This is a genomic window from Sphingomonas turrisvirgatae (assembly GCF_001721295.1).
In the GTDB taxonomy this organism is placed as follows: domain Bacteria; phylum Pseudomonadota; class Alphaproteobacteria; order Sphingomonadales; family Sphingomonadaceae; genus Sphingomonas; species Sphingomonas turrisvirgatae.
In genome coordinates, this window is sequence record NZ_MDDS01000034.1 from 1 (window position 1) to 24,550 (window position 24,550).

At 66.2% G+C, this 24,550-nt stretch carries 23 protein-coding genes and 1 pseudogene; 13 read left to right on the forward strand and 11 right to left on the reverse strand.

Annotated elements, in window-relative coordinates; genetic code table 11:
* Positions 1-116, reverse strand: a 116-nt coding sequence (locus tag BFL28_RS21870) for a glutaminyl-peptide cyclotransferase (RefSeq protein ID WP_173655744.1), incomplete at its 3' end; no start/stop codon positions are given.
* On the opposite strand from BFL28_RS21870, the pseudogene BFL28_RS21725 reads away from it, so the two are divergent.
* Positions 89-655, forward strand: a pseudogene (locus tag BFL28_RS21725) (cold-shock protein); the annotation flags it as partial. The gene BFL28_RS21870 and the pseudogene BFL28_RS21725 overlap by 28 nt on opposite strands.
* 11 nt (positions 656-666) lie before the next feature.
* On the forward strand, positions 667-1,494 hold the full coding sequence (locus tag BFL28_RS12690; protein WP_241527321.1) for a glutaminyl-peptide cyclotransferase: 828 nt from the start codon (positions 667-669) through the stop codon (positions 1,492-1,494).
* A gap of 60 nt (positions 1,495-1,554) precedes the next feature.
* Here BFL28_RS12690 and BFL28_RS12695 read toward each other — a convergent pair whose 3' ends face one another.
* Together BFL28_RS12695 and BFL28_RS12700 are read right to left on the reverse strand one after the other, a co-directional pair.
* Entirely contained in the window at positions 1,555-2,706 is a 1,152-nt protein-coding gene (locus BFL28_RS12695) for a kynureninase/PvdN C-terminal domain-containing protein (protein ID WP_069320920.1), read from the reverse strand.
* Complete coding sequence (locus BFL28_RS12700; RefSeq protein WP_119184600.1) at positions 2,703-3,455, reverse strand: tryptophan 2,3-dioxygenase; 753 nt, start codon at positions 3,453-3,455, stop codon at positions 2,703-2,705. Before BFL28_RS12700 ends, BFL28_RS12695 begins: the two co-directional genes overlap by 4 nt.
* Positions 3,456-3,588: 133 nt before the next feature.
* Between BFL28_RS12700 and BFL28_RS12705 the strand changes: the two genes are divergently transcribed.
* The 3 genes from BFL28_RS12705 to BFL28_RS12715 all read left to right on the forward strand — a co-directional run bounded on the left by BFL28_RS12705 (position 3,589) and on the right by BFL28_RS12715 (position 6,047).
* On the forward strand, positions 3,589-3,915 hold the full coding sequence (locus tag BFL28_RS12705; protein ID WP_241527322.1) for a hypothetical protein: 327 nt from the start codon (positions 3,589-3,591) through the stop codon (positions 3,913-3,915).
* 28 nt (positions 3,916-3,943) lie between these two features.
* The gene (locus tag BFL28_RS12710) at positions 3,944-4,618 is read left to right on the forward strand and encodes a response regulator transcription factor (RefSeq protein WP_069320922.1); all 675 of its coding nucleotides are present in this window, start codon (positions 3,944-3,946) and stop codon (positions 4,616-4,618) included.
* 121 nt (positions 4,619-4,739) lie between these two features.
* Positions 4,740-6,047 carry a sensor histidine kinase gene (locus tag BFL28_RS12715; protein WP_069320935.1) on the forward strand — a complete coding sequence of 436 codons (1,308 nt, stop codon included), beginning with the start codon at positions 4,740-4,742 and terminating at the stop codon, positions 6,045-6,047.
* On the opposite strand, the gene BFL28_RS20950 is transcribed toward BFL28_RS12715, so the two are convergent.
* Both BFL28_RS20950 and BFL28_RS12720 read right to left on the reverse strand, forming a co-directional pair.
* Complete coding sequence (locus BFL28_RS20950) at positions 6,044-6,205, reverse strand: hypothetical protein (RefSeq protein WP_158011651.1); 162 nt, start codon at positions 6,203-6,205, stop codon at positions 6,044-6,046. The two genes, BFL28_RS12715 and BFL28_RS20950, sit on opposite strands and share 4 nt — an antisense overlap.
* Before the next feature lie 61 nt (positions 6,206-6,266).
* A complete protein-coding gene (locus tag BFL28_RS12720; RefSeq protein WP_069320923.1) occupies positions 6,267-7,262 on the reverse strand; it encodes an LLM class flavin-dependent oxidoreductase in 996 nt (331 codons plus the stop codon).
* 122 nt (positions 7,263-7,384) lie between these two features.
* On the opposite strand from BFL28_RS12720, the gene BFL28_RS12725 reads away from it, so the two are divergent.
* The 4 genes from BFL28_RS12725 to BFL28_RS12740 are packed head-to-tail and all read left to right on the forward strand — an operon-like array spanning position 7,385 to position 11,794.
* Positions 7,385-8,050, forward strand: coding sequence for a pyrimidine 5'-nucleotidase (locus BFL28_RS12725; protein ID WP_069320924.1), 666 nt, complete (start codon positions 7,385-7,387; stop codon positions 8,048-8,050).
* Positions 8,047-8,865 (forward strand): 2,3,4,5-tetrahydropyridine-2,6-dicarboxylate N-succinyltransferase, encoded by an 819-nt coding sequence (gene dapD / locus BFL28_RS12730; RefSeq protein ID WP_069320925.1) that lies wholly within the window; start codon positions 8,047-8,049, stop codon positions 8,863-8,865. Before BFL28_RS12725 ends, dapD begins: the two co-directional genes overlap by 4 nt.
* 44 nt (positions 8,866-8,909) lie before the next feature.
* Positions 8,910-9,971 carry a winged helix-turn-helix domain-containing protein gene (locus BFL28_RS12735; RefSeq protein WP_069320926.1) on the forward strand — a complete coding sequence of 354 codons (1,062 nt, stop codon included), beginning with the start codon at positions 8,910-8,912 and terminating at the stop codon, positions 9,969-9,971.
* A 47-nt stretch (positions 9,972-10,018) separates the two neighbouring features.
* Positions 10,019-11,794, forward strand: a complete 1,776-nt coding sequence (locus BFL28_RS12740; protein WP_069320927.1) for an ABC-F family ATP-binding cassette domain-containing protein — start codon at positions 10,019-10,021, stop codon at positions 11,792-11,794.
* On the opposite strand, the gene BFL28_RS12745 is transcribed toward BFL28_RS12740, so the two are convergent.
* The 6 genes from BFL28_RS12745 to BFL28_RS12770 all read right to left on the reverse strand — a co-directional run bounded on the left by BFL28_RS12745 (position 11,791) and on the right by BFL28_RS12770 (position 20,590).
* Entirely contained in the window at positions 11,791-12,684 is an 894-nt protein-coding gene (locus BFL28_RS12745) for a diacylglycerol/lipid kinase family protein (protein ID WP_069320936.1), read from the reverse strand. The two genes, BFL28_RS12740 and BFL28_RS12745, sit on opposite strands and share 4 nt — an antisense overlap.
* A 30-nt stretch (positions 12,685-12,714) precedes the next feature.
* Positions 12,715-13,524 (reverse strand): ATP-binding protein, encoded by an 810-nt coding sequence (locus tag BFL28_RS12750; protein ID WP_069320928.1) that lies wholly within the window; start codon positions 13,522-13,524, stop codon positions 12,715-12,717.
* Between the two features lie 145 nt (positions 13,525-13,669).
* On the reverse strand, positions 13,670-15,781 hold the full coding sequence (locus tag BFL28_RS12755; RefSeq protein ID WP_241527323.1) for a tetratricopeptide repeat protein: 2,112 nt from the start codon (positions 15,779-15,781) through the stop codon (positions 13,670-13,672).
* Between the two features lie 30 nt (positions 15,782-15,811).
* Positions 15,812-17,161: a PEP-CTERM-box response regulator transcription factor gene (prsR, locus tag BFL28_RS12760; protein WP_069320929.1), complete on the reverse strand. Its 1,350-nt coding sequence runs from the start codon at positions 17,159-17,161 to the stop codon at positions 15,812-15,814.
* Positions 17,158-19,197, reverse strand: coding sequence for an XrtA/PEP-CTERM system histidine kinase PrsK (gene prsK, locus BFL28_RS12765; RefSeq protein WP_069320930.1), 2,040 nt, complete (start codon positions 19,195-19,197; stop codon positions 17,158-17,160). Before prsK ends, prsR begins: the two co-directional genes overlap by 4 nt.
* 4 nt (positions 19,198-19,201) lie before the next feature.
* Positions 19,202-20,590, reverse strand: coding sequence for a TIGR03013 family XrtA/PEP-CTERM system glycosyltransferase (locus BFL28_RS12770; protein WP_069320931.1), 1,389 nt, complete (start codon positions 20,588-20,590; stop codon positions 19,202-19,204).
* Positions 20,591-20,752: 162 nt separating this feature from the next.
* On the opposite strand from BFL28_RS12770, the gene BFL28_RS12775 reads away from it, so the two are divergent.
* The 4 genes from BFL28_RS12775 to BFL28_RS20955 all read left to right on the forward strand — a co-directional run bounded on the left by BFL28_RS12775 (position 20,753) and on the right by BFL28_RS20955 (position 23,665).
* Entirely contained in the window at positions 20,753-21,811 is a 1,059-nt protein-coding gene (locus BFL28_RS12775; protein ID WP_079247121.1) for a mannose-1-phosphate guanylyltransferase/mannose-6-phosphate isomerase, read from the forward strand.
* A gap of 38 nt (positions 21,812-21,849) precedes the next feature.
* On the forward strand, positions 21,850-22,785 hold the full coding sequence (gene trhO, locus BFL28_RS12780) for an oxygen-dependent tRNA uridine(34) hydroxylase TrhO (protein ID WP_069320932.1): 936 nt from the start codon (positions 21,850-21,852) through the stop codon (positions 22,783-22,785).
* On the forward strand, positions 22,778-23,383 hold the full coding sequence (locus BFL28_RS12785; protein ID WP_069320933.1) for a glutathione S-transferase: 606 nt from the start codon (positions 22,778-22,780) through the stop codon (positions 23,381-23,383). Before trhO ends, BFL28_RS12785 begins: the two co-directional genes overlap by 8 nt.
* Positions 23,384-23,512: 129 nt before the next feature.
* Entirely contained in the window at positions 23,513-23,665 is a 153-nt protein-coding gene (locus BFL28_RS20955) for a hypothetical protein (RefSeq protein ID WP_158011652.1), read from the forward strand.
* Positions 23,666-24,550 lie beyond the last annotated feature (885 nt).

Sequence of the window (24,550 nt, forward strand, 5' to 3'; positions counted from 1 at the left end):
TCGCTGTGCCAGATGTTCGCCAGGATCTCGCCGCGAACATATTCCAGTTCGTTGAGCTGGCGCACCGGCTTGCCCTGCCACTTCACGCGGATGCGGCGGCGGCGGCATGCCTCCACAGGTCGTTGGCGAAGGCACGGGCGTCGTCAAGTTCTTCAATGCGCAGAAGGGCTTCGGCTTCGTGGTGCGCGATGACGGTGGCGAAGACGTTTTCGTTCACATCAGCGCGGTCGAGCAGGCCGGCCTGACGGCCCTGGCCGAAGGTCAGCCGCTCGGTTTCACGCTGGTCGATCGCGGGGGCCGTATCTCGGCCACCGATCTCAAGATCGACGGCGAGCCGATGCCGGTGCAGGATCGCGCACCGCGTGAGGACCGTGGCGATCGCGGTGGTCCCGGCGGCGGCTTCGGCGGCGACCGGGGCGGCCCGCAGCGCCAGCTGACGGGTGAGAAGGCGACCGGCACGGTCAAGTTCTTCAACGCGATGAAGGGCTTTGGCTTCATCCAGCGCGACGACGGCCAGCCTGACGCGTTCGTGCATATCAGCGCGGTCGAACGCGCCGGCATGCCGACGCTCAACGAAGGCGACCGGCTCGAGTTCGAGCTGGAGGTCGACCGCCGTGGCAAGTACGCCGCGGTGAACCTGTCGCCGCAGCAGTAAGCGAAACGTCCATGGTCCGGCTGGTTCAGGCCGGGCGCGGGATGTTCATGGGGGTCGCCCTGGCCGGACTGGCCGGGGCGGCCCCTGTCGCTTCCGCTCCCGCCGGTCTCGTTCAAGTGCAGGCGGTTCGGCCCAAACCTGCGGCTGAACCTGTCGAGCCGGCGCGCGTGATTGCGGCTTACCCGCACGATGCGGGTGCATTCACGCAAGGCTTGTTCTTCTCGGACGGGCGCTTGTTCGAAAGCACCGGCCAGCATGGTCAGTCCGGGCTGCGCGAAGTCGAGTTGAAGACCGGCCGCGTGCTGCGCGAGGTCAAGCTTGCGCGCCGCTATTTCGGCGAAGGCAGTACCGCCTGGGGCAAGACGATCATCAGCCTGACCTGGCAGCACGGCGTCGCGTTCCGATGGGACCGCGACAGCTTCCGCCCGCTGGGCCAGTTCAGCTACACGGGCGAGGGGTGGGGCCTCACGCACGATGCGAGCGACCTTATCATGAGCGACGGCAGCGCCGAATTGCGCTTCCTCGATCCGGCGACCTTTGCCGAGCGCCGCCGCATCCGCGTGAAGTGGCAGGGCAAGCCGGTGCGCCAGCTCAACGAACTGGAATATGTTCGCGGCGAGATCCTGGCGAACATCTGGCACAGCGACCTGATCGCGCGCATCGATCCAGCGAGCGGCGTCATCAAGCGCTTCATCGACCTCAGCCAAGTGACCGCATCGCTGAAGTTGCGGGATTCAGAAGCGGTGCTGAATGGCATCGCCTATGACGCGAAGGCCGGGAAACTCTATGTCACCGGCAAGGACTGGCCCAAGCTGTTCGAGATAGCGCTGCCGCAGTGATCGGTTGCGAGCTTGGCGGCATGCGTGGCGTGGCGCTTGCGATGAACGTAAGGGAAGCGGTCAGTCGTCCAGGTCGGCAAGCGCCGCCAGCAGGCGTCGAACGTCCCGCTCGTCATGATATAGCCCGAATCCGATTCGCAGCACGTCGCCACGCACGTCGGTAACGATGTCCTGCGCCGCCAAAGCGGCCTGCCATGCCGCTGCCTGTGGGGACCGCAGCGCCACAAACCGCGCCCGCGGATCGCCACCCGGGTTCAGCAACTCGGCCCCGTCCTGCGGCGTCCCGGCCAGACCATCGAGAAGCTGTTGCCGCAGCGGCGCGACGTGCACGTTGATCGCCGCCGTCGTCAGATCCTGTTGGTCCAGCATGTCGCGGACCGCGACGAAGCGGTACAGGCCGGACGGGTCGAACGTCGAACCCATGAACCGCATCGCATTGCGGGCATAGCCGACCTGTCCCGGCGGCAGCGACAGATCCTCGAACTCGGCATACCAGCCAGTGATCGCCGGTCGATCGCCAAAGCCGGGCGGGCAGTGCAGGAACGCGACACCTTCGCCTGCCATGGCGTATTTGTATCCGCCGGCGAGATAGAAGAGGCGATCCGCGACCGGACCCAGGTCGTTCTCGATCGCCATGAACCCGTGATAGCCGTCGACGACGACCCATAGACCGTCCGGCCGCGCCAGCGCAGCGAGCTCAGCCAGCGCGTCAAAGGGCAGGCGTTCGCCGGTCGCGAACATTACCTGGCTGACGAAGATGAGGTCATGGTCCTTGCCCTGCGCGGCGCCGACGAAGCGCTCGGCAAAGTCGGCGCCAGCCGCCACCGTTTCGAGCGTGATGGTGCCTGCCTCAACCCAACGCTGCGCCTGGCGGCGGAAGCTGTGAAATTCGCCGTCGCTGGCGAGAACACGCAGGGGCCGCTCGCTTCGCGCCGAGACGATGCGGAGCAGCAGGTCGTGCGTATTGCCGGCAAACACGACGCTGGACGGATCGGGAAGCCCGAGTTCGCTGGCGACATGGCGTTGTGCTGCGGGCCAGATCTCACCCATCACGCGGGCCCATTTGCGGTCGGCGAGCCGCGCGGCATCCTGCCATGCCGCCTGTTGGCCCAGCCACGACGCATCGGGCCACAGATGGTGGCTGTGCGCGGCAAAGTGGAGCCGGTCGGGCGCGGCGGCCAGCGACCGCTGGAACAGGTGCTTGAAGCTCATAATTGCGTGCGCAGCGACCAGAGTTCGGGGAAGGCGCGCTTGGTCAGCGTCGAGGTGAGATAGGATGCGCCCGGCGTGCCGCCCGTGCCGGGTTTCATCCCGATGACGCGGGTGACGGTCAGCACATGTTTGTGCCGCCAGGTGGCGAGCGCATCGTCGATATCGACCAGCTTTTCGGCCAGCTGATACAGTTCCCACCAGCGATGCGGTTCGCGGTAGACCTGCGCCCATGCGGATTCGACCGCCGGATCGGCTTCATAGGGCTGGGTCCAATCCCGATCGAGCACCGCAGCCGGCAGGTCGAAGCCCGCCCGGGCAAGGGCGGCATTGGCCTCGTCCCAGAGGCTCGGCTGGCCTGCATAGCGATCCGTCAGCGGCCCCGGCATGCCGCCGCCGCGCAGCCCCAGCATCGTCTCGACCGCGCGGAACTGGTCCGACTGAAAACCCGAGCTGGTACCGAGCACGCCGCGGAACAGCGTATAGTCGCTGGGCGTCATCGTGGTCAGCACGTCCCAAGACAGGGTCATCACCGCCTGGATGCGGCTGACCCGCGCCAGGCCCTTATAAGCCTCGACCAGCCGGTCGTGCCGCACCAGGTCGAGCGCGACCTCCAGTTCGGCGATCGTCTGCTTCAGCCACAATTCCTTGGTCTGGTGGATGACGATGAACAGCAACTCGTCATGCTCGTCCGAGATCGGATGTTGCGCGTTCAGCAGCTCGTCCAGCGCAAGATAGCGCCCATAGGTCATCGATCGATCGCCTGGTGTCATTTGCAACCGATAGCGTGAAGGAGAGTTCGATGTCAGCGCTTTGTTGCGGGGCGACGATCGGCTTTCAACGCGCTTTCGGGAACATTCATGGGCTATTCAACGGTTCGCCCCTATGCCAATCGCGATGAAGATGTTCGGCGTTCTCGCTCTCGGCGCACTCGTGGCTGCCGCTGCACCCGGTGCGCCGGCTGCGGCGCAGGACCGGCGCAGCGATCAGGAAGCCGCGCGCAAGGGGCGGATGCAGGGCCAGTTGCTGCCGCTGCGCGTGATCGAGGCGCGCGTCGTGCCGTCGATGATCAAGCGCGGCGCGCAATATATCGGTTTCGACTTCGATTCGGCGACCGCCGTTTACACGCTGAAGTTCCTGCGCAATGGCAATGTGATCTGGGTGGACGTCGATGGCCGTTCTGGGCAGGTAATGAGCCGCGCTGGCGGCTGAAGAGACGTCGGCTGATAAAGGAAGAACTATGCGCGTTCTGATCGTCGAGGACGAACCCAATCTCCGCAACCAGCTGCAAGCCACGCTCGAAGGCGCGGGCTATGCCGTGGATACGGCGTCGGACGGCGAGGAAGGGCATTATCTCGGCTCGACCGAAGCGTATGACGCGATCATCCTGGACCTCGGCCTGCCTGAGATCGACGGGCTGACCGTGCTCGACCGCTGGCGCAAGGAGGGCAGGACGATGCCCGTGCTGGTGCTGACCGCGCGCGACAGCTGGTCCGACAAGGTCGCCGGCCTGGACGCAGGCGCTGACGACTATGTCGCCAAGCCGTTCCAGTCGGAGGAGCTGATCGCCCGGCTGCGCGCGCTGATCCGACGCGCCTCGGGCAATGCCTCGGCCGAGCTGATCGCGGGGGATATTCGCCTCGACACGCGGTCGGGCAAGGTGACCAAAGCGGGCGAGCCGGTGAAGCTGACTGCGCAGGAATACAAGCTGCTCAGCTATTTGCTGCATCACAAGGGCAAGGTCGTCAGCCGCACCGAGCTGATCGAGCACATCTATGACCAGGATTTCGACCGCGATTCGAATACGATCGAAGTGTTCGTGACGCGGATCCGCAAGAAGCTGGGCGCGGACGTCATCACCACGATCCGCGGCCTCGGCTACAGCCTCGACGAGCCGAGCGAGGCGAGTGTTTGAGTTAAGCCGCCGGTTCCCGTTCGTACACAGGGCGGCGCCGGTGCCCGAGCCGCTGACGCCGGCGCCCGGCGACCCGGCGCCGCGCCCCTATGTGCGCACGACCGGATCGCTCAGCCGCCGCATGATCCTGATCGCGGCGGCGTGGATCGCGCTGCTGCTGGCCGGCGGCGGCTTCGCGCTCGACCGCGTGCTGACCAATGCGATCACGCGCAATTTCGACGATGGCCTGGAATATATCCTGACGTCGCTGATCGTTTCGGCCGAGATCGATCCGGAGGGACAGATCGCGTTCAACCGCCAGCTTTCCGACCAGCGCTTCCTCGAGCCCTATTCGGGCGCTTACTGGCAAGTGAGCGGCAAGGGCTATGAGACGTTCCCCTCCCGCTCGCTGTGGGACCGCCAGCTGACGACCGGCGCGCCGCACGCCGACCAGGACGTCCATATCTATGATTCGGACCAATTCCCGGATCAGAAGCTGCGCGTGGTCGAGCGCGATGTCACATTGCCGGGCTCCAAGGTGCGGTGGCGGTTCCAGGTCGCGCAAACCCGCGAGGCGCTGGACGCGCAGATCGCGGCGCTGCGCAAGACGCTGGTGCGCAGCTTCCTGCTGCTCGCCGCCGGACTGATCGTGCTGGCAGGGCTTCAGACATGGTATGGCCTGTTGCCGCTGCGCAAGTTGCGGCTGGAGATCCAGCGCATGCGCACGGGCAAGACCGGCCGGATCGAGGGCGCGATGCCGGCCGAGATCGCGCCGATGGTCGAGGAGCTGAATGCACTCGTCGCGCACAACGACCGGCAGGCGGAGGAGGCGCGGCGACATGCCGGCAACCTTGCCCATGCGCTCAAGACGCCGCTGACCGTCATCATGAACGCCGCCACGGCGCAGTCCGACGACCTGCCGACCACCGTGGTGCGCGAGGCGCGGACGATGCGGCGACAGGTCGATCACCACCTTGCCCGCGCGCGTGCCGTGGGTCGTCGCGGATCGGCGCACAGTCGCGCGCCGGTCTGGCCCAGCGTCGAATCGGTCGAGCGCGCCGTTTCGCGGCTGTATCCGCATGTGCGGATCGACACCGACGGGCCGCGCGACCTGGTGGCGCATATCGAGCGGCAGGACCTTGACGAGATCATGGGCAATCTGGTCGAGAACGCGGCCAAATACGGTGGCGGCAGCGTGTTCATCACCATGGGCGTGGAGGCAGGCTTCGTCGAGGTCCTGGTCGAGGACGATGGCGTCGGCATCCCCGAGGCCGACCGCATGCGCGTGATCGACCGCGGCGTGCGGCTCGACACCGGCAAGCCCGGAACGGGCCTTGGCCTCGCGATCGTGCGCGACGTGGCCGAAATCTATGACGGCACGGTCAGCCTGGAAGAGAGCGAGGACCTGGGTGGCCTGATGGTCCGGCTGCGGCTGCCGGCAGCAGTCTAGCCGAGCACGCCCGAAAAACGCCATTTGCGCGTGATCGGGCTGAGCACCAGGTCGCAACCGCAATCGCGGCACTTGCCATGACCATGGATGATGCGGTCGCGCTTGCGCGGCCGATGCACGCCATCATGGCAGCCTGGGGTGGATTTGGGCGGTGGCATCGCCGGTCTCCTGTCCGTTGTCCTGCTGCAACGACGCTGTGGGCGCGGATTGCGGCGGGGTTCAGGCGGCGAGGTGGCGCATCGCGTCCGCGGCAATGCTGATGCTGCGCTTGCGCGCGGCGTGATCGTAGATCGAGCTGGTCAGCATCACTTCGTCCACCCCGGTCCGCGCGATGAACGCGGCGAGATCGTCGCGCACCTTGTCCGGCGTGCCGATCGACGTAGCGGAGAGGACGTGGTCGAGCATCGCCCGCGCCTGGGGCGGGATCGTGTCGAGATAGCCTGGCACCGGCGGCGGCATGCGGATGCCGGTCCCGGTGGTGCGCAGCGCCACGAAGGTCTGTTGCATCGAGCTGGCGAGCAGTTCCGCCTCGCCCTGCGTCGGCGCGGCGAAGACGTTGAACCCCGCCATGGCATGGGGCCTGTCCAGCACGGCCGAAGGGCGGAACTGGCGACGATAGATGTCGAGCGCCTCGTCCAGCGCGCCGGGCGCGAAATGCGAGGCAAAGGCATAGGGCAGGCCAAGCGCGGCGGCGAGCTGGGCGCCGAACAAGCTCGAACCCAGGATCCACAATTCGGGCTTCGCGCCGCCGCCTGGGACGGCATGGATGCCGGTCTGGCCATCGTCGGCGAAATAGCTTTGCAACTCGATCACTTCCTGCGGAAAAGCCTCGCTGCTGGTCTGCAGGTCGCGGCGCATCGCACGGGCGACACGGCCGTCGCTGCCCGGCGCGCGGCCAAGCCCCAGGTCGATACGGCCGGGGAACAGGGCGTCGAGCGTGCCGAACTGTTCGGCAATCACCAGCGGTGCATGGTTGGGCAGCATGATCCCGCCAGCGCCGACGCGGATGGTGGAGGTCGCCGCGCCGACATGCGCGATCACCACGGCCGTTGCGGCGCTGGCGATGCCGGGCATGCCATGATGTTCGGCCATCCAGTAGCGGGTATAGCCCTCTGCCTCCGCATGGCGGGCGAGATCGGCGGCATTGGCGAGCGACTGGCTGACGCTGCCGCCCTGAGTGACGGGCACGAGATCGAGCAGAGAATAGGCGGTCATGCGATAGGAGATGGGGCGGCAAGTTGCATTTTGCCACCGAAGCAACGCTATGGGCAGCTGAAACCTTTCCTGTCGGGGGCATCTTTCCCCTGCCGGCATGACCGCCTAGAGGCACGGCCAGCATGCGCCCGGAACTTGCCCATATCGATGCGTGGTTGTTCGATCTCGACAACACGCTGTACCCTGAGAGCGCGAAGCTGTTCGCGCAGATCGACCGGCGTATCGGCGCCTATGTCGCGCGGACGCTGAAGCTCGATCCGCTCGAGGCGCACCGCGTTCAGAAGGACTGGTTCATCTCGCATGGCACGACGCTTGCCGGGCTGATGGCTGAGCATGGCGTCGATCCGCACGACTATCTGGCCGACGTCCACGATATCGAGATGGACGTGCTGGAGGAGAATGCGCCCCTCGCTGCAGCCATCGCCAAGCTGCCCGGGCGCAAGCTCGTGTTCACCAATGGCGACGCGCCCTATGCGCAAAAGGTGTTGGGGCGGCTGGGCCTGGCGGAGAGCTTCGAGGCGATCCACGACGTGCATGCGAGCAACTACGTCCCCAAGCCGCATCCGCACGCCTACCGCAGCGTGTGCGAAGCGTGGAACATCGACCCAACCAAGGCCGCGTTTGTCGAGGACATGGCGCGCAACCTCGCGCCCGCCAAGGCGATCGGCATGACCACCATCTGGGTCGACAATGGCTCCGAACAGGCGCCCGACGCCGACCGCAGCTATATCGACTATATCACCCACGACATCTGCCACTGGCTCGAAGCCACCCTGGAGGAACAATGACCGACCTCGCCACGACCATCGACGCTGCCTGGGAAGACCGCGCCAACATCTCGACCGCGACCACCGGCGCGGTACGCGAAGCAGTGGGCGAGGCGCTGAACCTGCTCGACAGCGGTCAGGCCCGCGTTGCCGAGCCGACGGGCGAGGGCTGGCAGGTCAATCAGTGGCTGAAGAAAGCCGTGCTGCTCTCGTTCCGGTTGAACGACAATGCGGTGATGGGCGCCAACCAGGGTGATTGGGGCTTCGACAAGGTGCCGCTCAAGACCGCGGCCTGGGACGATGCGCGGTTCCGTGCCGCCGGCTTCCGCCAGGTGCCGGGCAGCGTCGTTCGCCACGGCGCGCATATCGGCAAGTCGGTGGTCCTGATGCCCAGCTTCGTCAATATCGGCGCGTTCGTCGATGAAGGAACGATGGTCGATACCTGGGCGACGGTCGGCAGCTGTGCGCAGATCGGCAAGAACGTCCACCTCTCGGGCGGCGTCGGCATCGGCGGAGTGCTCGAGCCGCTCCAAGCCGATCCGGTCATCATCGGCGATGGCGCGTTCATCGGCGCGCGGTCCGAAGTGGCCGAGGGCGTCCGCGTCGGCGAAGGCGCGGTGCTTTCGATGGGTGTCTATCTCGGCGCATCGACCAAGATCGTCGATCGCGCGACCGGCCAGGTCTATCGCGGCGAAGTACCGCCCTATGCCGTGGTCGTGCCCGGCACGCTGCCGGCGCAGGATGGCAAGCCGGGCCTCTATTGCGCGGTGATCGTCAAGACCGTGGACGCGCAGACGCGCAGCAAGACCGGGATCAACGAACTGCTGCGCGACTGATTTGCGGTTGCGCCCACGGCGGGGATAGCTGACACCGCTGAAGGATGAGCGTTCGTTTTGCCGATTTCGAGCTGGATCCGGTGCAACGCACGCTCATGCGGAGCGGCGTGCCGGTCGATCTGAACGCACGCTATTTCGATGCGCTGGCAGTACTCGCGGGCGCGCCGGGCGAACTGGTCACCAAGGACCGGTTCATGGACGAGGTGTGGCGCGGCATTCCGGTGACGGACGAGGCGCTGACCCAATGCATTCGCACCTTGCGACGGCAACTGGGTGACGATGCCGCGAACCCGCGGTTCATCGAGACGGTGCCGAAGCACGGCTATCGCTTCATCGCGCCTGTCGAGCACGACAGTCCCGCGCATGCGGTCGCTGCTATACCGGACACCGCGGCAAACGCTGCGTCGCGCTGGCCCCGCGTGCTGCTGCTGGCTGGCATGGGTACGATGGGCGGCGGCGTGGCGGGCCTATTCGGTGGTCTGGTCTATGGCCTGCTGGCGACGGCGCAGCCGGCAACGGGCGCCGCATCCGTGCTCCTGGTCGTGCTGTGCCTGACCCTTGCGGTGGCGTTGGTGGGTGCGGGCGCGGTGTCATTTGCCGTGGCGAGCGCGGATCTGGCGCCGGATCGTCGCTGGTTCTGGCGCGTGCTGGCTGGCGCAATTGGCGGCTTCGTGATTGGCGCCGTGGTAAAGCTGCTGGGAAGCGATGCGCTGAACCTGCTGTTCGGCGCGGCACCTTCGCGCATCACCGGGGGCGGGGAGGGCGCGGTACTGGGCGCTGCGACAGGCCTTGGATGCTGGCTGGCGATGCGCGGCGATCCGACCCGGCCGATTGCGCCTAGAGCAGGGCTTGCCGCACTGATCGGCGGGGTCGCGGGCGCGGGAATTGCGCTGGCGGGCGGGCAGCTGATGAGCGGCAGCCTCGGCAGCCTGGCGCGCCAGTTTCCCGCTTCGCGGCTGCGGCTCGATCCAATCGGCGCGTTCATGGGCGAACAGGGGCTGGGCATCATCGGCCAGAGCCTGTCGAGCGCAATGGAGGGGGCGTTGTTCACCGGCTGCATTGCCGCCGCGATGGCGCTCGCGCTGCGGAGCAAGGCTGCGCGCTAGAAAGGCGGGTTGCCCCTTCGCCGCTCCGCGCCTACCTGCGCTGGCCTATGGCTGCTCCCGTTCTCGCTTATGAAAATCTGGGTCTCGTTCAAGGGTCCGGCTGGCTGTTCCGCGGCCTCGACATCTATGTCGGCGCACGCGATCGGCTGGCGCTGATCGGGCGCAATGGCGCGGGCAAGACCACCTTGCTCAAGCTGCTTGCCGGGCAGGTCGATGCCGATGAGGGACGTCGCACGATCCAGCCGGGCACGCGCGTCGTGATGCTGGAGCAGGAGCCGCGCATGGCGGGCTGCGTCACTCTGATGGACTATGTGCTGGGCGGTGACGATGCCCCGGCGCGGCATGAGGCGGAAGCGATCGCCGATCAACTCGGCATCGACCTCAGCCGTGAAGCGGCGACGGCGAGCGGCGGCGAGCGGCGGCGGGCCGGCATCGCCCGCGCGCTGGCGCAGGACCCGGACGTCCTGTTGCTCGACGAGCCGACCAACCATCTCGACATCCATGCGATCGAATGGCTGGAAGAGTGGCTGAACCGCTATCGCGGCGCGTTCGTGGTGATCAGCCACGATCGCACCTTCCTCACCCGGCTGACGAAGCAGACGCTGTGGCTCGACCGTGGCAACATGCGGCGCGCGGAAATCGGCTTTGGCGGGTTCGATGCGTGGACCGAGCAAGTCTATGCCGAGGAGCAGCGCGCCGCCGAGAAGCTCGACGCGCGGCTGAAGCTGGAAGAGCACTGGCTGCAGCGCGGCGTCACCGGCCGGCGGCGGCGCAACCAGGGCCGGCTGACCAAGCTGATCGAGATGCGTGCCGAGCGCGCCGCGATGACCGGGCCGGCTGGCGCGGCGAACCTGACAACGGCCGCGGACGATTCCAAGACGAAGGTCGTGATCGACGCCAAGGGTGCGTCGAAATCCTATGGCGACCGCACGATCATCCGCGACCTGAACCTTCGCGTCACGCGCAAGGACCGGATCGGCATCGTCGGCAAAAACGGCGCGGGCAAATCGACGCTGCTCAAACTACTGACCGGCGAGATCGAGCCGGACACGGGCAGCATCAAGCTTGCCAAGACGATCGATCCCGTCATCATCGACCAGCAGCGTAGCCGCATGCAGCCAGAAAAGACTGTGCGCGACGTGGTGGCGGACGGTGGCGAGTGGATCGACGTGCTGGGCGCACGCAAGCACATCCACGGCTATCTGAAGGAGTTCCTGTTCGAGCCGACGATGGTCGAGGCGAAGGTCGGCACATTGTCGGGCGGCGAACGATCACGACTGTTGCTGGCGCGGGAATTCGCGCGGCCGTCGAACCTGATGGTGCTGGACGAGCCGACCAACGATCTCGACCTCGAAACGCTGGACCTGCTGCAGGAAGTGATTGCCGATTATGACGGGACGGTGCTGATCGTCAGCCATGACCGCGACTTCCTCGACCGCACGGTGACGATGACGATCGGTCTGGATGGGTCCGGCACGGTCGACATGGTCGTCGGCGGCTATGCCGATTGGGAAGCCAAGCGGAAGGTGCGGACCGAGGCGAAGAAGGCAGCGAAAGCTGTGCCCGTGGCGGACGCGCCGAAGGTGCGCACCAAGCTCAGCTACAAGGATCAGCGCGACTACGACCTGCTGCCAAAGCGGATTGAGGAGTTGGACGCTGCGATCGCGCGGGACGAAGCGGTGCTGGCCGATCCGGACCTTTACGCCAAGAATCCGGCGAAGTTCGACACGTTGATGGCCGCCATCGCAAAAGCGCGCGACGAGAAGGATGCAGCGGAACTACGCTGGCTCGAACTGGCCGAGATGGCCGAAGCGCTGGGTTAAGCCGGCACGACCACGTCGATTGCCCGTTCGGCGACGCGTACCGTCACAGGTGTGCGTGCCAGCACCTCGCCGTCGATCGAGATGCTGTGGCGAGGACGCGTGTCGAGTTTCAGCGTGCGGCCCCTGAATTCCTCGACCAGTTTCTCACGGCTGCGGATGCGGAAGAAGCGGGCGTACCAGTCCCAGGCGAGCCGCCAGCGGTTGCGGCCCGACACGACCTGAATCATCATGTCGCCGGTATCGACATCGGCATCCTCGCTCATCTCGACGCCGCCATGGAACTTGCCGTTGAGGATGCGGACCTCGCTCGCCCACAATCTGTGCTCGCCGGCGTCGTCGGTGACGATCGCCCGGAACGGGCGGAAGCGGGCAAAGCACCAGATCGCCCCTGTCAGATAGCCGACACGGCCGAGATATTTCTTGAGGTTGTGCGGCACGCTCTGCCCGATCATCGGCGAAAGACCCATGGCGGCAGCGTTGGTGAAATAGTCGCCGTCGATCATGCCGAGGTCGACCCGGCGGCGTTTTCCGCTGGCGATCGCCTCGACCGCGCCGGGCAGATCGAGCGGCAGGCCGAGCGTACGCGCGAAGCTGTTGGCGGTGCCGAGCGGCAGGACGGCAAACACGCAATCCTTGCCCACCACGTCATCGACCACGCAGGAAAGCGAGCCATCGCCCCCGCCCACGATCACCATTGGCGCGCCGCTACGCACGGCCTCACGCACCGTGTCGTTGAGCCGGGACGGGTCCTTGACCGGATGCGCGGCGGTGAGCGTGATGCCGTGTTCGGCGCAAAGGTCGCGCGCCTGTTCGAACATCGCGGCGCCGCGGCGCGAGCGGGCGTTGACGATGAGGACCGCTTCGCGCGGGACGGGCAGGGGCGTTGTCACCGCACCGTAACGGCCCGGCACGGATTAGGTTCAGAGCCGCTTGCCGGCGCGCCCCGCGAGATCGACGACATATTGCCAGGCGACCCGGCCCGAGCGGCTGCCGCGCCGCGTCGCCCAGTTGATCGCCTCCGCGGCATCGAACGGCAGGCCGTGATCCTGCGCATAGGTGCGCACGATTTCGACATAGGTATCCTGATCGATCGCGTGAAAGCCGAGGCTCAATCCAAAGCGGTCGGCGAGCGCGAGATTGTCGTCGATGCTGTCTCGCGGGTTGATCGCGCTCGATTGCTCCTCAAGGTTACGCGGGATCAGGTGGCGGCGGTTCGAGGTGACGAACAGCCGCGCATTGGCGGGCCGTGCCTCTGCCCCGCCTTCGAGCAGCGAGCGAAGCGCACGGCCGTCCGAAGCGGCATCGAAGCCAAGGTCATCCAGGAAGATGACGAACGCGCGAGGCGCCGCGTCGATCAGCGCGAACAAGGCCGGCAAGCTGTCGAGCGCATCGGCCTGTGCCTCGATCAGCGCAATCTCGCCGCCCTCTGCCTGGATGGCCGCGACGGCGGATTTGGACAAGGCGGACTTGCCGGTGCCGCGAGCGCCCCACAGCAAGGCGTCATGCGCCGGCAAGCCATCGGCAAGCCGACGGACGTTTTCGAGCAAGGTCGCCTTTTGCGGCTCGATCCCAACCAGTTCGGCAAGCGGCAGCGGGGCGAACGCGCGCGCGGGCGCCAGATGACCACGGTGCCACACATAGGCCGGATGCGCCGTCAGGTCCGGCACTGCGGGCGGCGGCGGGGCGAGCCGTTCGAGCGCGGCGGCGATGCGGTCGAGGGGGTCGGACATGTCGGGGTGGCTAGGCGACGCGGCTTGCGATGGCAACGTCAAACCCCGCCCTCTTGGGAGAGGGGAGGGTAAGGGTGATGCGGTGAGGTCGCCCTTACCCTTCCGCCGCTTCGCGGCTCCCTCCCTCTCCCGATGGGAGAGGGGTTTATTTCAGCTTCGCGAGCAACGCCTCTGCTGCGCCGCGGTCGGTAAAGCCCGGCAAGTTCAGTGCGGTCAGGGCTTCGGCGCGTGCGTCGCCAGTTCGGCTGGCTTGCGCATAGGCCTGCGCCAGCTGCCATCGCAGCACCGGGTGACGCGGGGCCATGCCGACGGCTTTCTTCAGCAGCTCGATGCCGCCGTCGCTGTCGCCGCTCTGCGCGAGCGTCCAGCCCGTTGCGCCGGCCACTGCCGGGTTGTTCGGCGCGATGACATAGGCCGCCTCGGCATATTGCACCGCGCGAGCGGGCTCGCCCGCGCCGGCATAGGCGAGCGCGAGCTGTGCCAGCAGCGCAGCGTCGCGATTGCCGATGCGCAGCCGGACGGCTTCCAGCGAGTCGATCGCTGCATCGAAATCGCCGGCAGCGGCCTGCCAGCTGGCCGACAGGCGCAGCGCCGTAAGATCGGTCGGGTTTTGCGAAAGGAACAGCGCCAGTGTCGTGGAAGCCTGTTGACGCTGGTCAGAGCGATCCAGCGCTTCAACCAGACGGAGCATCGTCGGTCCGTCGAAGCGGATGCTGGCAGCATCCTTGTACGGCGCGACAGCATCGCCGGGGCGGCCGAGCAGCATCAGCGTGTCGCCGACGAGCAGATGAGCCGCAGGCGCGCCGGAATTGCGACGTGCGATGTCCCGTGCCCTGACGAGCGCGGCGTCCCGTTCCCCGCGATCGATCAACCCGCGCAGCAGCGGTATGGTCGCATCGGGGGCGTCGGGCGCCGCCTTTGAAACCGCGGCACTGAGCTGTGGCAATGCGTCGTCGGCGCTGAACCAGGTCGATCCTCGCTGAGCAGGATATGCGGCGCGGTCGAGGAAGCGTGCGGCGGTGACGCGATCGCCGATCCGTTCGTAACCGCGCCCGGCCAGCGTAAGGGCATAAGCGTCGGCATCGCCGCGCGCGACGACCGGGCGGAGCACGTCGATCCCGTTCTTCGACGCGTCCGATTGCAGCAGCGCGGTTGCAAGCAACCGGCGCGCCGTGATGTTCATCGGCTGAAGGCTGACCAGCCCGCGCAGCTTCTCGATCGCGCGTTCGTAGCGGCGTTCGGCAATGTCGATCGAGCCGCCGAGCAGCAGTCCGCCGGGCAGCTGCGAAACGCCAGTGCCGGCCCGTTCCAACAGGTCGCTGGCAAGGTCAAAGTTCTGCGCCCGGGCGGCAAGCACGGCCTGAAGGTACATTGCCTGGAGACTGCGCGGGCGGACCTCCATTGCGCGGCGCGTTGCGGCCAGCATGTCGGTGGTGCGACCGGCGTCACCCAGCGTGGCGGCATATTGGATCAGCGTCGAATGGCGATACGGGTCACGCTTAAGCGCCGCCTCAAACCATGGCAGCGCGGCGACCAGGCCGTATTGCGTGCGGACCAGTTCCCCGCGCAGGACCAGCGCATCGGTGTTGCCCCGGTCCAGATCGACAGCCTTCGCCGATGCCGCGATCGCGCCTGCAATGTCGCCGGCATTGAAGCGGAATCGGCCAAGTTCGGCCCATGCATCGGCGCTTTGCGGGGCAAGACGAGTCGCGGTGAGCGCCGACTGCTGCGCAGCGGCAAGATTGCCGCCGGCGGTATAGGCGCGCGTGCGGACGCGCAGGGCATAGAGCCGGTCGGCAGGGTCGTTGCCCGCAAGTGCCTTGTTCGCTTCGGTCAGCGCTCGGCGCGGATCGCCCTGCAGCAGTACGGCATGCGCCATCAGCGCGTGCGTCCGACTGGCATTCACGCCCGTATCGAGCGCGCGGCGCAGGGATGCTTCGGCAGCGACGCCATCGTCCAGCGCCAGGGCGGCGCGGGCAAGCGCAAGGTGCGCTTCGCCAAGCTGCGGGTCGGCCTTCACCGCCTGGAATGCCTGGCTGCGCGCGGCCGACGCGTTGCTGGCGGCGAGATAAGCCTGGCTGCGCTGCAGGGCCGCGCGTGCCGCCTGGGGATCGGTACGGTTGGCGATGACCGAGCGGAAGGCAAGCAGTGCCACGGCGAATGCGCCGATGCACAAGGCGAAGACGATCAGGCGGCGCAGGTTGAGCCGGCGCTTGCCGCGGCGGCTTCGCGAACGAGGCTGGACGGGCGCGTGCATTATGCGATGGACCGATCGATCGCGAACAGATCAGGGTTGGAGGTCATAGGCCTTCATCAGATCGTAGAGTGTGGGGCGGCTGATCCCGAGCAGCCGTGCGGTGCCGGAGATGTTGCCGTCGGCGCGCGACAGCGCATGCGCGATGGCGCGACGGTCGGCGGCTTCCCGCACGGCCTTCAGGTTGATGGGATCGGCCTGCGCGCCGTCCTCCAGGTCGAGATCCGCGGCGGTGACCAGCTTGCCATCCGCCATGATCGCGGCGCGCTTCACCCGGTTCTCGAGCTCGCGGACGTTGCCCGGCCAGCGCCACGCATCGATGGCGGCGAGCGCGTCGGGGGCGAAGCTCTTTGGCCCAAGCTTCATGGTAGCGGCATGCTTGTGCAGCAGGTGCCGCGCGAGCAGGCCCGCATCGCCAGGCCGTTCGGCGAGCGCGGGAATGCGGACGACGATTTCGGCCAGGCGGTAATAGAGGTCCTCGCGAAACGTACCCGCGGCGACCATGGCGTCGATGTCCTGATGCGTCGCGCAGACGATGCGCGTGTCGACCGCGATCTGGTTGCGCCCGCCGATCCGTTCGATCACGCGTTCTTGCAGGAAGCGAAGCAGCTTGACCTGAAGCGGCAGGGGGACGTCGCCGATTTCGTCGAGGAACAGGGTGCCGCCCTGCGCCTGTTCGATCTTGCCGGGCGTCGTTTTCACCGCGCCGGTGAACGCGCCCTTTTCATGCCCGAACAGTTCGGACTCGAGCAGCGTTTCGGGGATCGCGGCGCAGTTGATGGCGACGAACTCGCCCTTGCGGCGGCTGGCCTCGTGCAGCCCGCGCGCCAGCAATTCCTTGCCCGTGCCGCTTGCGCCGAGCAGCATGACGGACACATCCGCCGGCGCGACCCGTTCGATCGTCCGGGTCACCTTCTGCATCTCTGGCGAGCCGGTAATGATGCCGCCGAGCGTCACGCCGCTCTCCGCGCGTGCTGCGAGGCGGCGATTCTCGGCCTCGAGCGCATGGACATGGAAGGCCCGCGCCACGATCAGGCCGAGTGCGTCGATATCGATCGGCTTTTGATAAAAGTCCCATGCGCCCATCTCTATCGCGCGCAGCATCGACACGCGCTCGCCATGGCCGGACGCGACGATGACGCGCGTGTCGGGCTTCAACGCGAGGATTGTCTCAAGCACGGCAAAGCCTTCGCTCGTGCCATCGGGGTCGGGCGGCAGGCCCAGGTCAAGCGTGACCACCGCCGGCTCCTCCGCACGAAGCAGGGCGATGGCGCTCTCCCGGTCGGTGGCGGCCAGGATTTCATAGCCCTCATAGGCCCAGCGCAATTGCCGCTGGAGCCCGGCGTCGTCCTCGACGATCAGAAGTTTTGGCCTGTCGTTCATGCCGCTTGTCCGATCTGATGGGGGGTGCTGCCGGCGGCGCGCAGTACGACGGAAAAGCGCGTGCCCTTGCCCTCGGTGCTATCGACCTCGATCCGCCCGCCCATCTCCGCTGCCAGCTTCTGCGCCTCGAACGCGCCGAGGCCGAAGCCGCCCGGCTTGGACGACACGAACGGCTTGAACAGCTTCTCGCGAACGAAGGCTGCCGACATGCCACAGCCGCGATCGATGACGTCGATCCGGGCTTCGCCCTGAACCGCGTTAACTTCGATTGTGACGGGGTCATTCGCCGCGCTGGCCTCGATCGCATTCTGGATCAGGTGATTGAGCAGTGTCTCGAGCAGCGCCGGTTCGACGATCGCCAGCGGATCGCCGGCGGCCGCGATATCGACGCGATGCTGCGCGCGGCGGGCTTTGGCGATCCGGCGAACCAGCGGAACGAGGGGCGTGGCAACCGGCGCATCGCCCCGTGCACCATGATGTTGGGACAGGCGCGCGAGCATGTCGTTCATCCGCCCCGCGCTGTCATGCAACGTGGCAACCATGTCGGCGCGGAACGCCGGATTGTCGGCATGGCGTTCGGCATTGCGGGCGACCAGGGTCAGTTGGCTGACCAGATTCTTGATGTCGTGCATGATGAAGGCGAAGCGGCGATTGAACTCGTCGAAGCGCTGCGCTTCGGCAAGGGCGGCCTGAGCGCGCTCCTCTGCAATATAGCTGGCCAGCTGGCGTCCGGCCGCCTTGAGCAGGTCGAAATCCTCCCAGTCGAGCGCGCGCGGCAACGGGGGACGCCCAAGCAGGATTACCCCGGCCAGGCGCTTGTGATGGGCGAGCGGGACGACGACCCAAGCCTGATCCCAAGCCCTGATCGAAGGCGCGGCGGCATGTTCTCCACCCGGCGCATCCAGTTCGAGGATCAGCGCGGGATCGACGCGCTCCTGCAGCCAGTCGGTTCCAAGATCGGAGGGCAATGCATCGCGATCGACATTCCAGGTCGCGCCGACTGCCACCGCCTTGTCGTCCGGAACGAGCAGCACGCCGGCTGGCGAGTCGGTCAGGTCGGCCAGCGCCTTCACGATGCGCTGGTCAAGCGGCGCGCTGTCTTCGGGTTCGCCCAGCGTCTCGGTAAAGCGCATCCACTCGGCCCGATAGTCGTAGCGGTGCCGGAAGAAGTGCTTGGCGAGCTTCACCTTGATCCAGGCGCGGAGCCATGTGCTGGAAACCAGCGTCAGCACCGCCGCCGTCGAGCCGAACACGAAAGCGGTCTGGAGCAGCCGGGCGTTTGCGCCCCCGATTGCCGCGATGGCGGTGGTGGCAAGGGCGAGCAGCGCGAAATAGAGGCCGATCGCGACGAGGCTGAGCGACTGGTAGGCTACGGTTCGCGATATCTGCATCGGCCATTCGCCGCGGCGTTGCAGGCCAGCGGCGATGGCGAGCGCGAGCATCGCCATGGCCAGGCCGCGCAGGGCCGCCAGCGAGGCGGGCCAGGTTGCGGTCAGATAGGCGACGCTGAGCAGATTGACGTCAACCAGCCACATGCCGGCCATGGCGAGCACGACCGGACGCAGGCCGCTGCCACGCCCCGGCTTGACCGAATTGTACAGCGCCTGGACCAGCACCAGCGCGGCAACCGCCACCATCATGCCGAGCAGTTGCGCCGCCTCGATCGCTCGCGTGGCGGCTTCGGGCGCGGCGACGGCCGTGGCGTGGAGCGCCAGCTTGACCAGGATCACTACCGCAACCACACCGTAGACGGTGCCGATGGCGGCGGGCGGCCGCTCGGTGCCGCCGCGGCGCTGCACCACGATCATGAAGGCGAGCCAGCCAAGGTTGCGCGCGCCCTGTGCGATCCGCGTGACCAGATCATTCTCTCCGATCCCCGCCACCGCCAATGCCCAGAGCGCCGTCATCGCCAGCGCGGCCGCAAGCGGCTTGCGCGGCAAGCTGCCGTCGCCCTCGCTGCGCAGCGCCCAAAGCGCGAGCGACGCGAACAGCAGCGCCGCGAGCGCATGGCTCCCGAGGATCAGCGTCGGCACCATCAGGTCACCGCGCGCCGTCGGGGAAGATCACGACGCGGATCGTCTGGAGCAGGATCAGCAGGTCGAGAAAGGGCGAGTAGTTCTTCGCGTAATAAAGGTCATATTCCAGCTTGTGCCGGCTGTCGTCGATCGACGCGCCATAGGGATAGTTGATCTGCGCCCAGCCGGTGATGCCCGGCTTCACCATGTGGCGCTCGGCGTAATAGGGGATTTGCTGCTCCAGATCCTCGACGAACTGCGGCCGTTCGGGACGGGGTCCGACGAAGCTCATCTCGCCCTTCAGCACGCTCCAGCATTGTGGCAGCTCATCGATCCGCACCTTGCGGATGAAACGGCCGACGCGCGTGATGCGCGGGTCGTCGAGCTCAGCCCACACCGCCTTGCCGGCGACTTCGGCATCCTGCCGCATCGAGCGCAGCTTGATGATGTCGAACCCCTGGCCGTACAGGCCGACACGGCGCTGGCGATAGAAGGCCGGACCCTTGCTTTCCAGCTTGACGGCCAGCGCGCCCAGCAGGATCAGCGGCAGCGTAAGCGCGAGCAGGAGCAGGCTGGCGACGATGTCGAACAGCCGCTTGAAGATGCTCGAGAACATGCGTCCCGACGAGAAGCCGTCTGAGAAGATCAGCCAGCTGGGGTTGACCGACTGAAGGTCGACGCGGCCGGTTTCGCGTTCGAGAAAGGTCGATATCTCATTCACATGGACGCCGGTGGTCTTGATCCGCAGCAGGTCCTTGAGCGGCAGCGCGTTGCGTCGCTCTTCCAGCGCCAGTACCACTTCGCTGGCATTGAGCAGCACGACATGATCGGCCAGGTTGTAGATCGCGTCGCGCGCGATCGCTTCGGGAATGATGCGGTTCGTCTCGCTCATCGCGACATAGCCGACGACCACGAAGCCCGAGCCGGGCTTGCGCGAGAGTTGCTTGAGGCGCTCTGCCCGTGCGCCGGCGCCCAGCACCACGATCCGCCGTTTGAAGACCTGACCGCCCAGCGTCTTGCCAAGCAGGATGCGCAGCATGAACAGCGCGACCAGCGCCGCGAGCATCGCATAAAGCAGGTTCGAGCGCCAGAAGGTGAGCGCCGGCACCAGGAAGAAGATCACCGACAGGAAGATCGTGCCGAGCGAAATCGCGATAATCAGCCGCGCGGTCGCGACACGGATCGATTGCAGCGCGTCGGCGCCATAGACGCCGACCGCCATCATCGCGAGTTCGAGACTGAGCGCGAAGCTGAGCATCTGGGGGATGCGGGTCACGATCGGCTCGACATCCAGCCCGATCTGATGCGCGCGATAGAGCCAGCCGAACTCCGCGGCGGCGAGCAGCAGCAGCACGTCGAACAGCGCGAGCAGCAGCACCGCGTTCGGGATATAGTGTTTGAACAGCCGGATCATGACGCCGTCACCCTAGGGCCGATGTGTAAACAAACCCGACACGGCTGATCCATGTGGCGGAAACCGACAAAGAATTGGTGAACGAAGGGAAACCCGAGCCTATTTAGGTGTTTGGCGACAGGCGGAAGTTCGTTACGGCTCCGCAAGCAGGAGATTCATTGCATGACCGACTCCAGGCCGATCGTTCCCGTGATCCTGTCCGGCGGATCCGGTACGCGGCTGTGGCCGATGTCGCGGCCGGAGATGCCCAAGCAGATGCTGTCGCTGACGGCCGAAGAGACGATGCTTCAGCTGACGGCCAAACGCACGCCGACCGGAGAGCGGTTTGCGGCGCCGATCATCGTCGCCAATGCGCTGCATGCCGACATGATCGACGAGCAGCTGGGCGCGGTCGAGGCGCGGGCGCAAGCGGTGATCCTGGAGCCGATGGGGCGCAACACCGCGCCCGCCATCGCGCTTGCCGCACTGGCGGCGGGCGGCGGCAGCGATCCGTTGCTGGTGATGCCGTCAGACCATGTCATCGCCGACGTGCCGGCGTTTCACGCCGCGATCCACGCCGCGCTGCCGAAGGTCGAGGAAGGCTGGCTGGTGACATTCGGCATCACGCCCGACGTGCCCGAAACCGGCTATGGCTATATCAAGGTCGGCGAGCCGATCGGCGAGGGGGTGCATAAGGTCGAGCGGTTCGTCGAGAAGCCGCAGCGCGAGGTGGCCGAGGCGATGCTGGCGAGCGGCGATCATGCCTGGAACGGCGGCATCTTCCTGTTTCGCGCCGACGTTTATCTGGACGCGCTCGCTTCCTTTGCGCCCGACATGCTGGCCGCGGCGCAATCGGCAATGGATCGGGCGGTGCGCGAGGGGGTGCGGATCCTGCCGGATGCGACCGAATTCGCCCGGTCGCCGGCGGATTCAATCGACTATGCGGTGATGGAAAAGGCGGATCGCGTCGCGGTGGTGCCGGTCAGCATGGGCTGGTCGGATGTCGGCAGCTGGGATGCGCTGCATGCGATCAGTGACTGCGATATCCATGGTAATGCCTGCCGCGGTGACGTGGTGGCGATCGATACCGCCGACTGCCTGGTCCGGGCGGGCAAGGACAAGCGTGTCGCGCTGGTGGGTGTGAGCGACCTGATCGTCGTGGCCGATGGCGACGATATCCTGATCCTGCCGCGCGGGCGCAGCCAGGACGTGAAGCGCATTTTGGAGGCGATGAAGAAGTAGGTGGCCGGGCCGTGCTCTGCTAAGGCGCCGGCTTGCTCATGACCGACGACCTGCCCATCCGCGTTGCCGCGCTGTACCAGTTCACCAAGTTCGGCGATCCCGCTGCGATCAAGGCGCCGCTGGCCGCGCTGTGCTGCGCGGAAGGGGTAAAGGGGACGCTGCTGCTGGCGCGCGAAGGCATCAACGGCACGATCGCGGGCAGCGATGCGGGGATTGCCGCGGTGCTGACGCATGTCCGCGCCCTGCCGGACTGCGGGGCGATCGAGGTCAAGGAATCGCGTGCCGCGACGATGCCGTTCCACCGCATGAAGGTGCGGCTGAAGCGCGAGATCGTGACGATGGGGCAGCCGGATATCGATCCGCTGGACACCGGCCACTATGTCGCGCCGCAGGACTGGAACGCGCTGATCGCCGACCCCGATGCGGTCGTGATCGACACGCGCAACGATTATGAGGTCGCGATCGGTACATTCGCCGGCGCGATCGATCCCGGGACGAAGTCGTTCGGCGACTTTCCGGCGTGGTTCCAGGCACATCGCGACGACCTTGCGGGAAAGAAGGTCGCGATGTTCTGTACCGGCGGGATCCGCTGCGAGAAGTCGACGGCCTATCTGAAGGCGCAGGGGATCGACGATGTCTTTCATCTGAAGGGCGGCATCCTTGCCTATCTGGAGCAGGTGCCGGCCGAACAGAGCCGGTGGCAGGGCGAATGTTTCGTCTTCGACGAGCGCGTGTCGGTGGGGCCGGGGCTGACGCTTGGTTCCTATGGCCTGTGCCGCGCGTGCCGGATGCCGGTGGGGGAGGCGGAACGCAAGTCGCCGCTGTTCGAGGAGGGGGTAAGTTGTCCGGCTTGCCATGCTTCTCGCACCGAGGCGCAACGCGCGGGTTATCGCGAGCGGCACCGCCAGGCGATGCTGGCCGCGGCGCGCGGTGAGGCACATGTCGGGGCGGTGTTTGCGGAGCGCGATGACTGAGCTTCCGGTCCTCTGGAGCTTCCGCCGCTGCCCCTATGCGATGCGGGCTCGGCTGGCGCTGGCGGTGAGTGGGGTCGAGGTCGAGACGCGCGAGGTGAAGCTGCGCGCCAAGCCGGCTACGATGCTGGCGGCATCGCCCAAGGGGACGGTGCCGGTGCTGGTGCTGCCGGACGGGCGCGTGATCGACGAAAGCATCGACATCATGCGCTGGGCGCTGGGGGTGAACGATCCCGAGGGCTGGCTGGATGGCAATGACCGCGAGCTGATCGCGATGAATGACGGGCCGTTCAAGATGCATCTCGACCGGTATAAATATCCGGAGCGGCTCGCGGCGGATGGGGTGGACTATCGTGCGGCGGGGGTGGCGGTGCTCGAGGTGCTGGAGGATCGGCTGGCGCGGTCGGCGTTCCTGTGCGGCGAGCGACCGACGCTGGCGGATGCGGCGGTGATGCCGTTCGTGCGGCAGTTTGCGGCGGTGGATCGGGACTGGTTCGATGGGCTGGCGCTGCCTGGGGTGCAGCGGTGGTTGGCGGAGTGGCTGGCGTCGGAGCTGTTCGAGGCGGTGATGGTTCGGCGTGAGGTTTGGGTTGAAGTTTAGCGGCGTGTCGGTCGTTGCATTTGGTTCCGGGCGACGCGTTGATCGGGGTTGTAGCCAAATCGGTTCGTGTAGGAAAGCGCGAGCAAATTTCTGGCGGTTTTCTGCCGTGTTGACGCACGGGGATCGCGCGTGGTTCTGACCGAGGGCGGGGCGATTTTCGGGCGTCTGGCGAGTCCGGAAAAAACCGGATGCGACCATGACGACCAACTTCCTGTGATGACGCGACATGGTGGTGTCGCGTTCGTGGAGGGGAATGTCGAACAGGGCGACGGTGGCGCGTGATCGTCGGTGACTTGTCGCGCGGCGCGGTGGATTCCGGCACAAGGCCGGGATGACGAGGTAAGCGGAAGGGCAGGAGCCGACCCCATTGCCGACCTGTTTGGTTTCGGCGAAGGTGTGCGAATGGATATGGTCGGCCTGCCGTGATGAGGATGCTGAACCTTGTGACTGCCGCTTTGCTTCTTTGCAGCGGCTGTGGATCTGAAAACGAATTCAAGCAGAGCTTTCTCGTTGGGTCTGCCGATAATCCCGGACGACCCCTAGCCATTTCGTGATGTTGATTCGGAATAACTCTCACGAGTATCTGTGTTTTTCCAAGAGTGAACTGGAGTCCAACGCTGGCGCGATACAAGTGACGCCGGTTCCGGATACGACGCCAAGCGGGCCGCCTGCGGATGTTAGATTAGGCCTCGATATAAATAATGGATTGTGGGTAGTCCCTCCCGAGAGCGAGAAGAAGATACTTATTCAAATAGACCGATCCGATCGGGGAGAGCGTCAGATCAAGGGGTTAGTTCGAGCGATCGCATGCGCTGATATGTTTTCGTCAACGAACCCAAGAATATTGGAGCGAAGGTTTGCGTTCACCTTTAAGGATTGAACAGGAATCCCGGCTCCTGTTGCTTCAATTTCAGCTATGGCTTCGACGGCAGCTCACCGCCCACATTCGGACGTTAGTTTTGGCCGAGCGTGTGGTCGGATTGCGCCGATAGCGCGGTCCCCTCATCCAACCTTCGCTAGGCGCTGAAGCGCCAAGCTGCGTGACGTGACCCCCGTTTCTTCATCCAGTTGGAACTAGAGACCGGCCCCTACAAGGGACGGACAGATGAAGCGGAAGCAGTTTTCGGAAGAGCAGATTATTGGCATCCTGAAGGAGGCTGAGGCGGG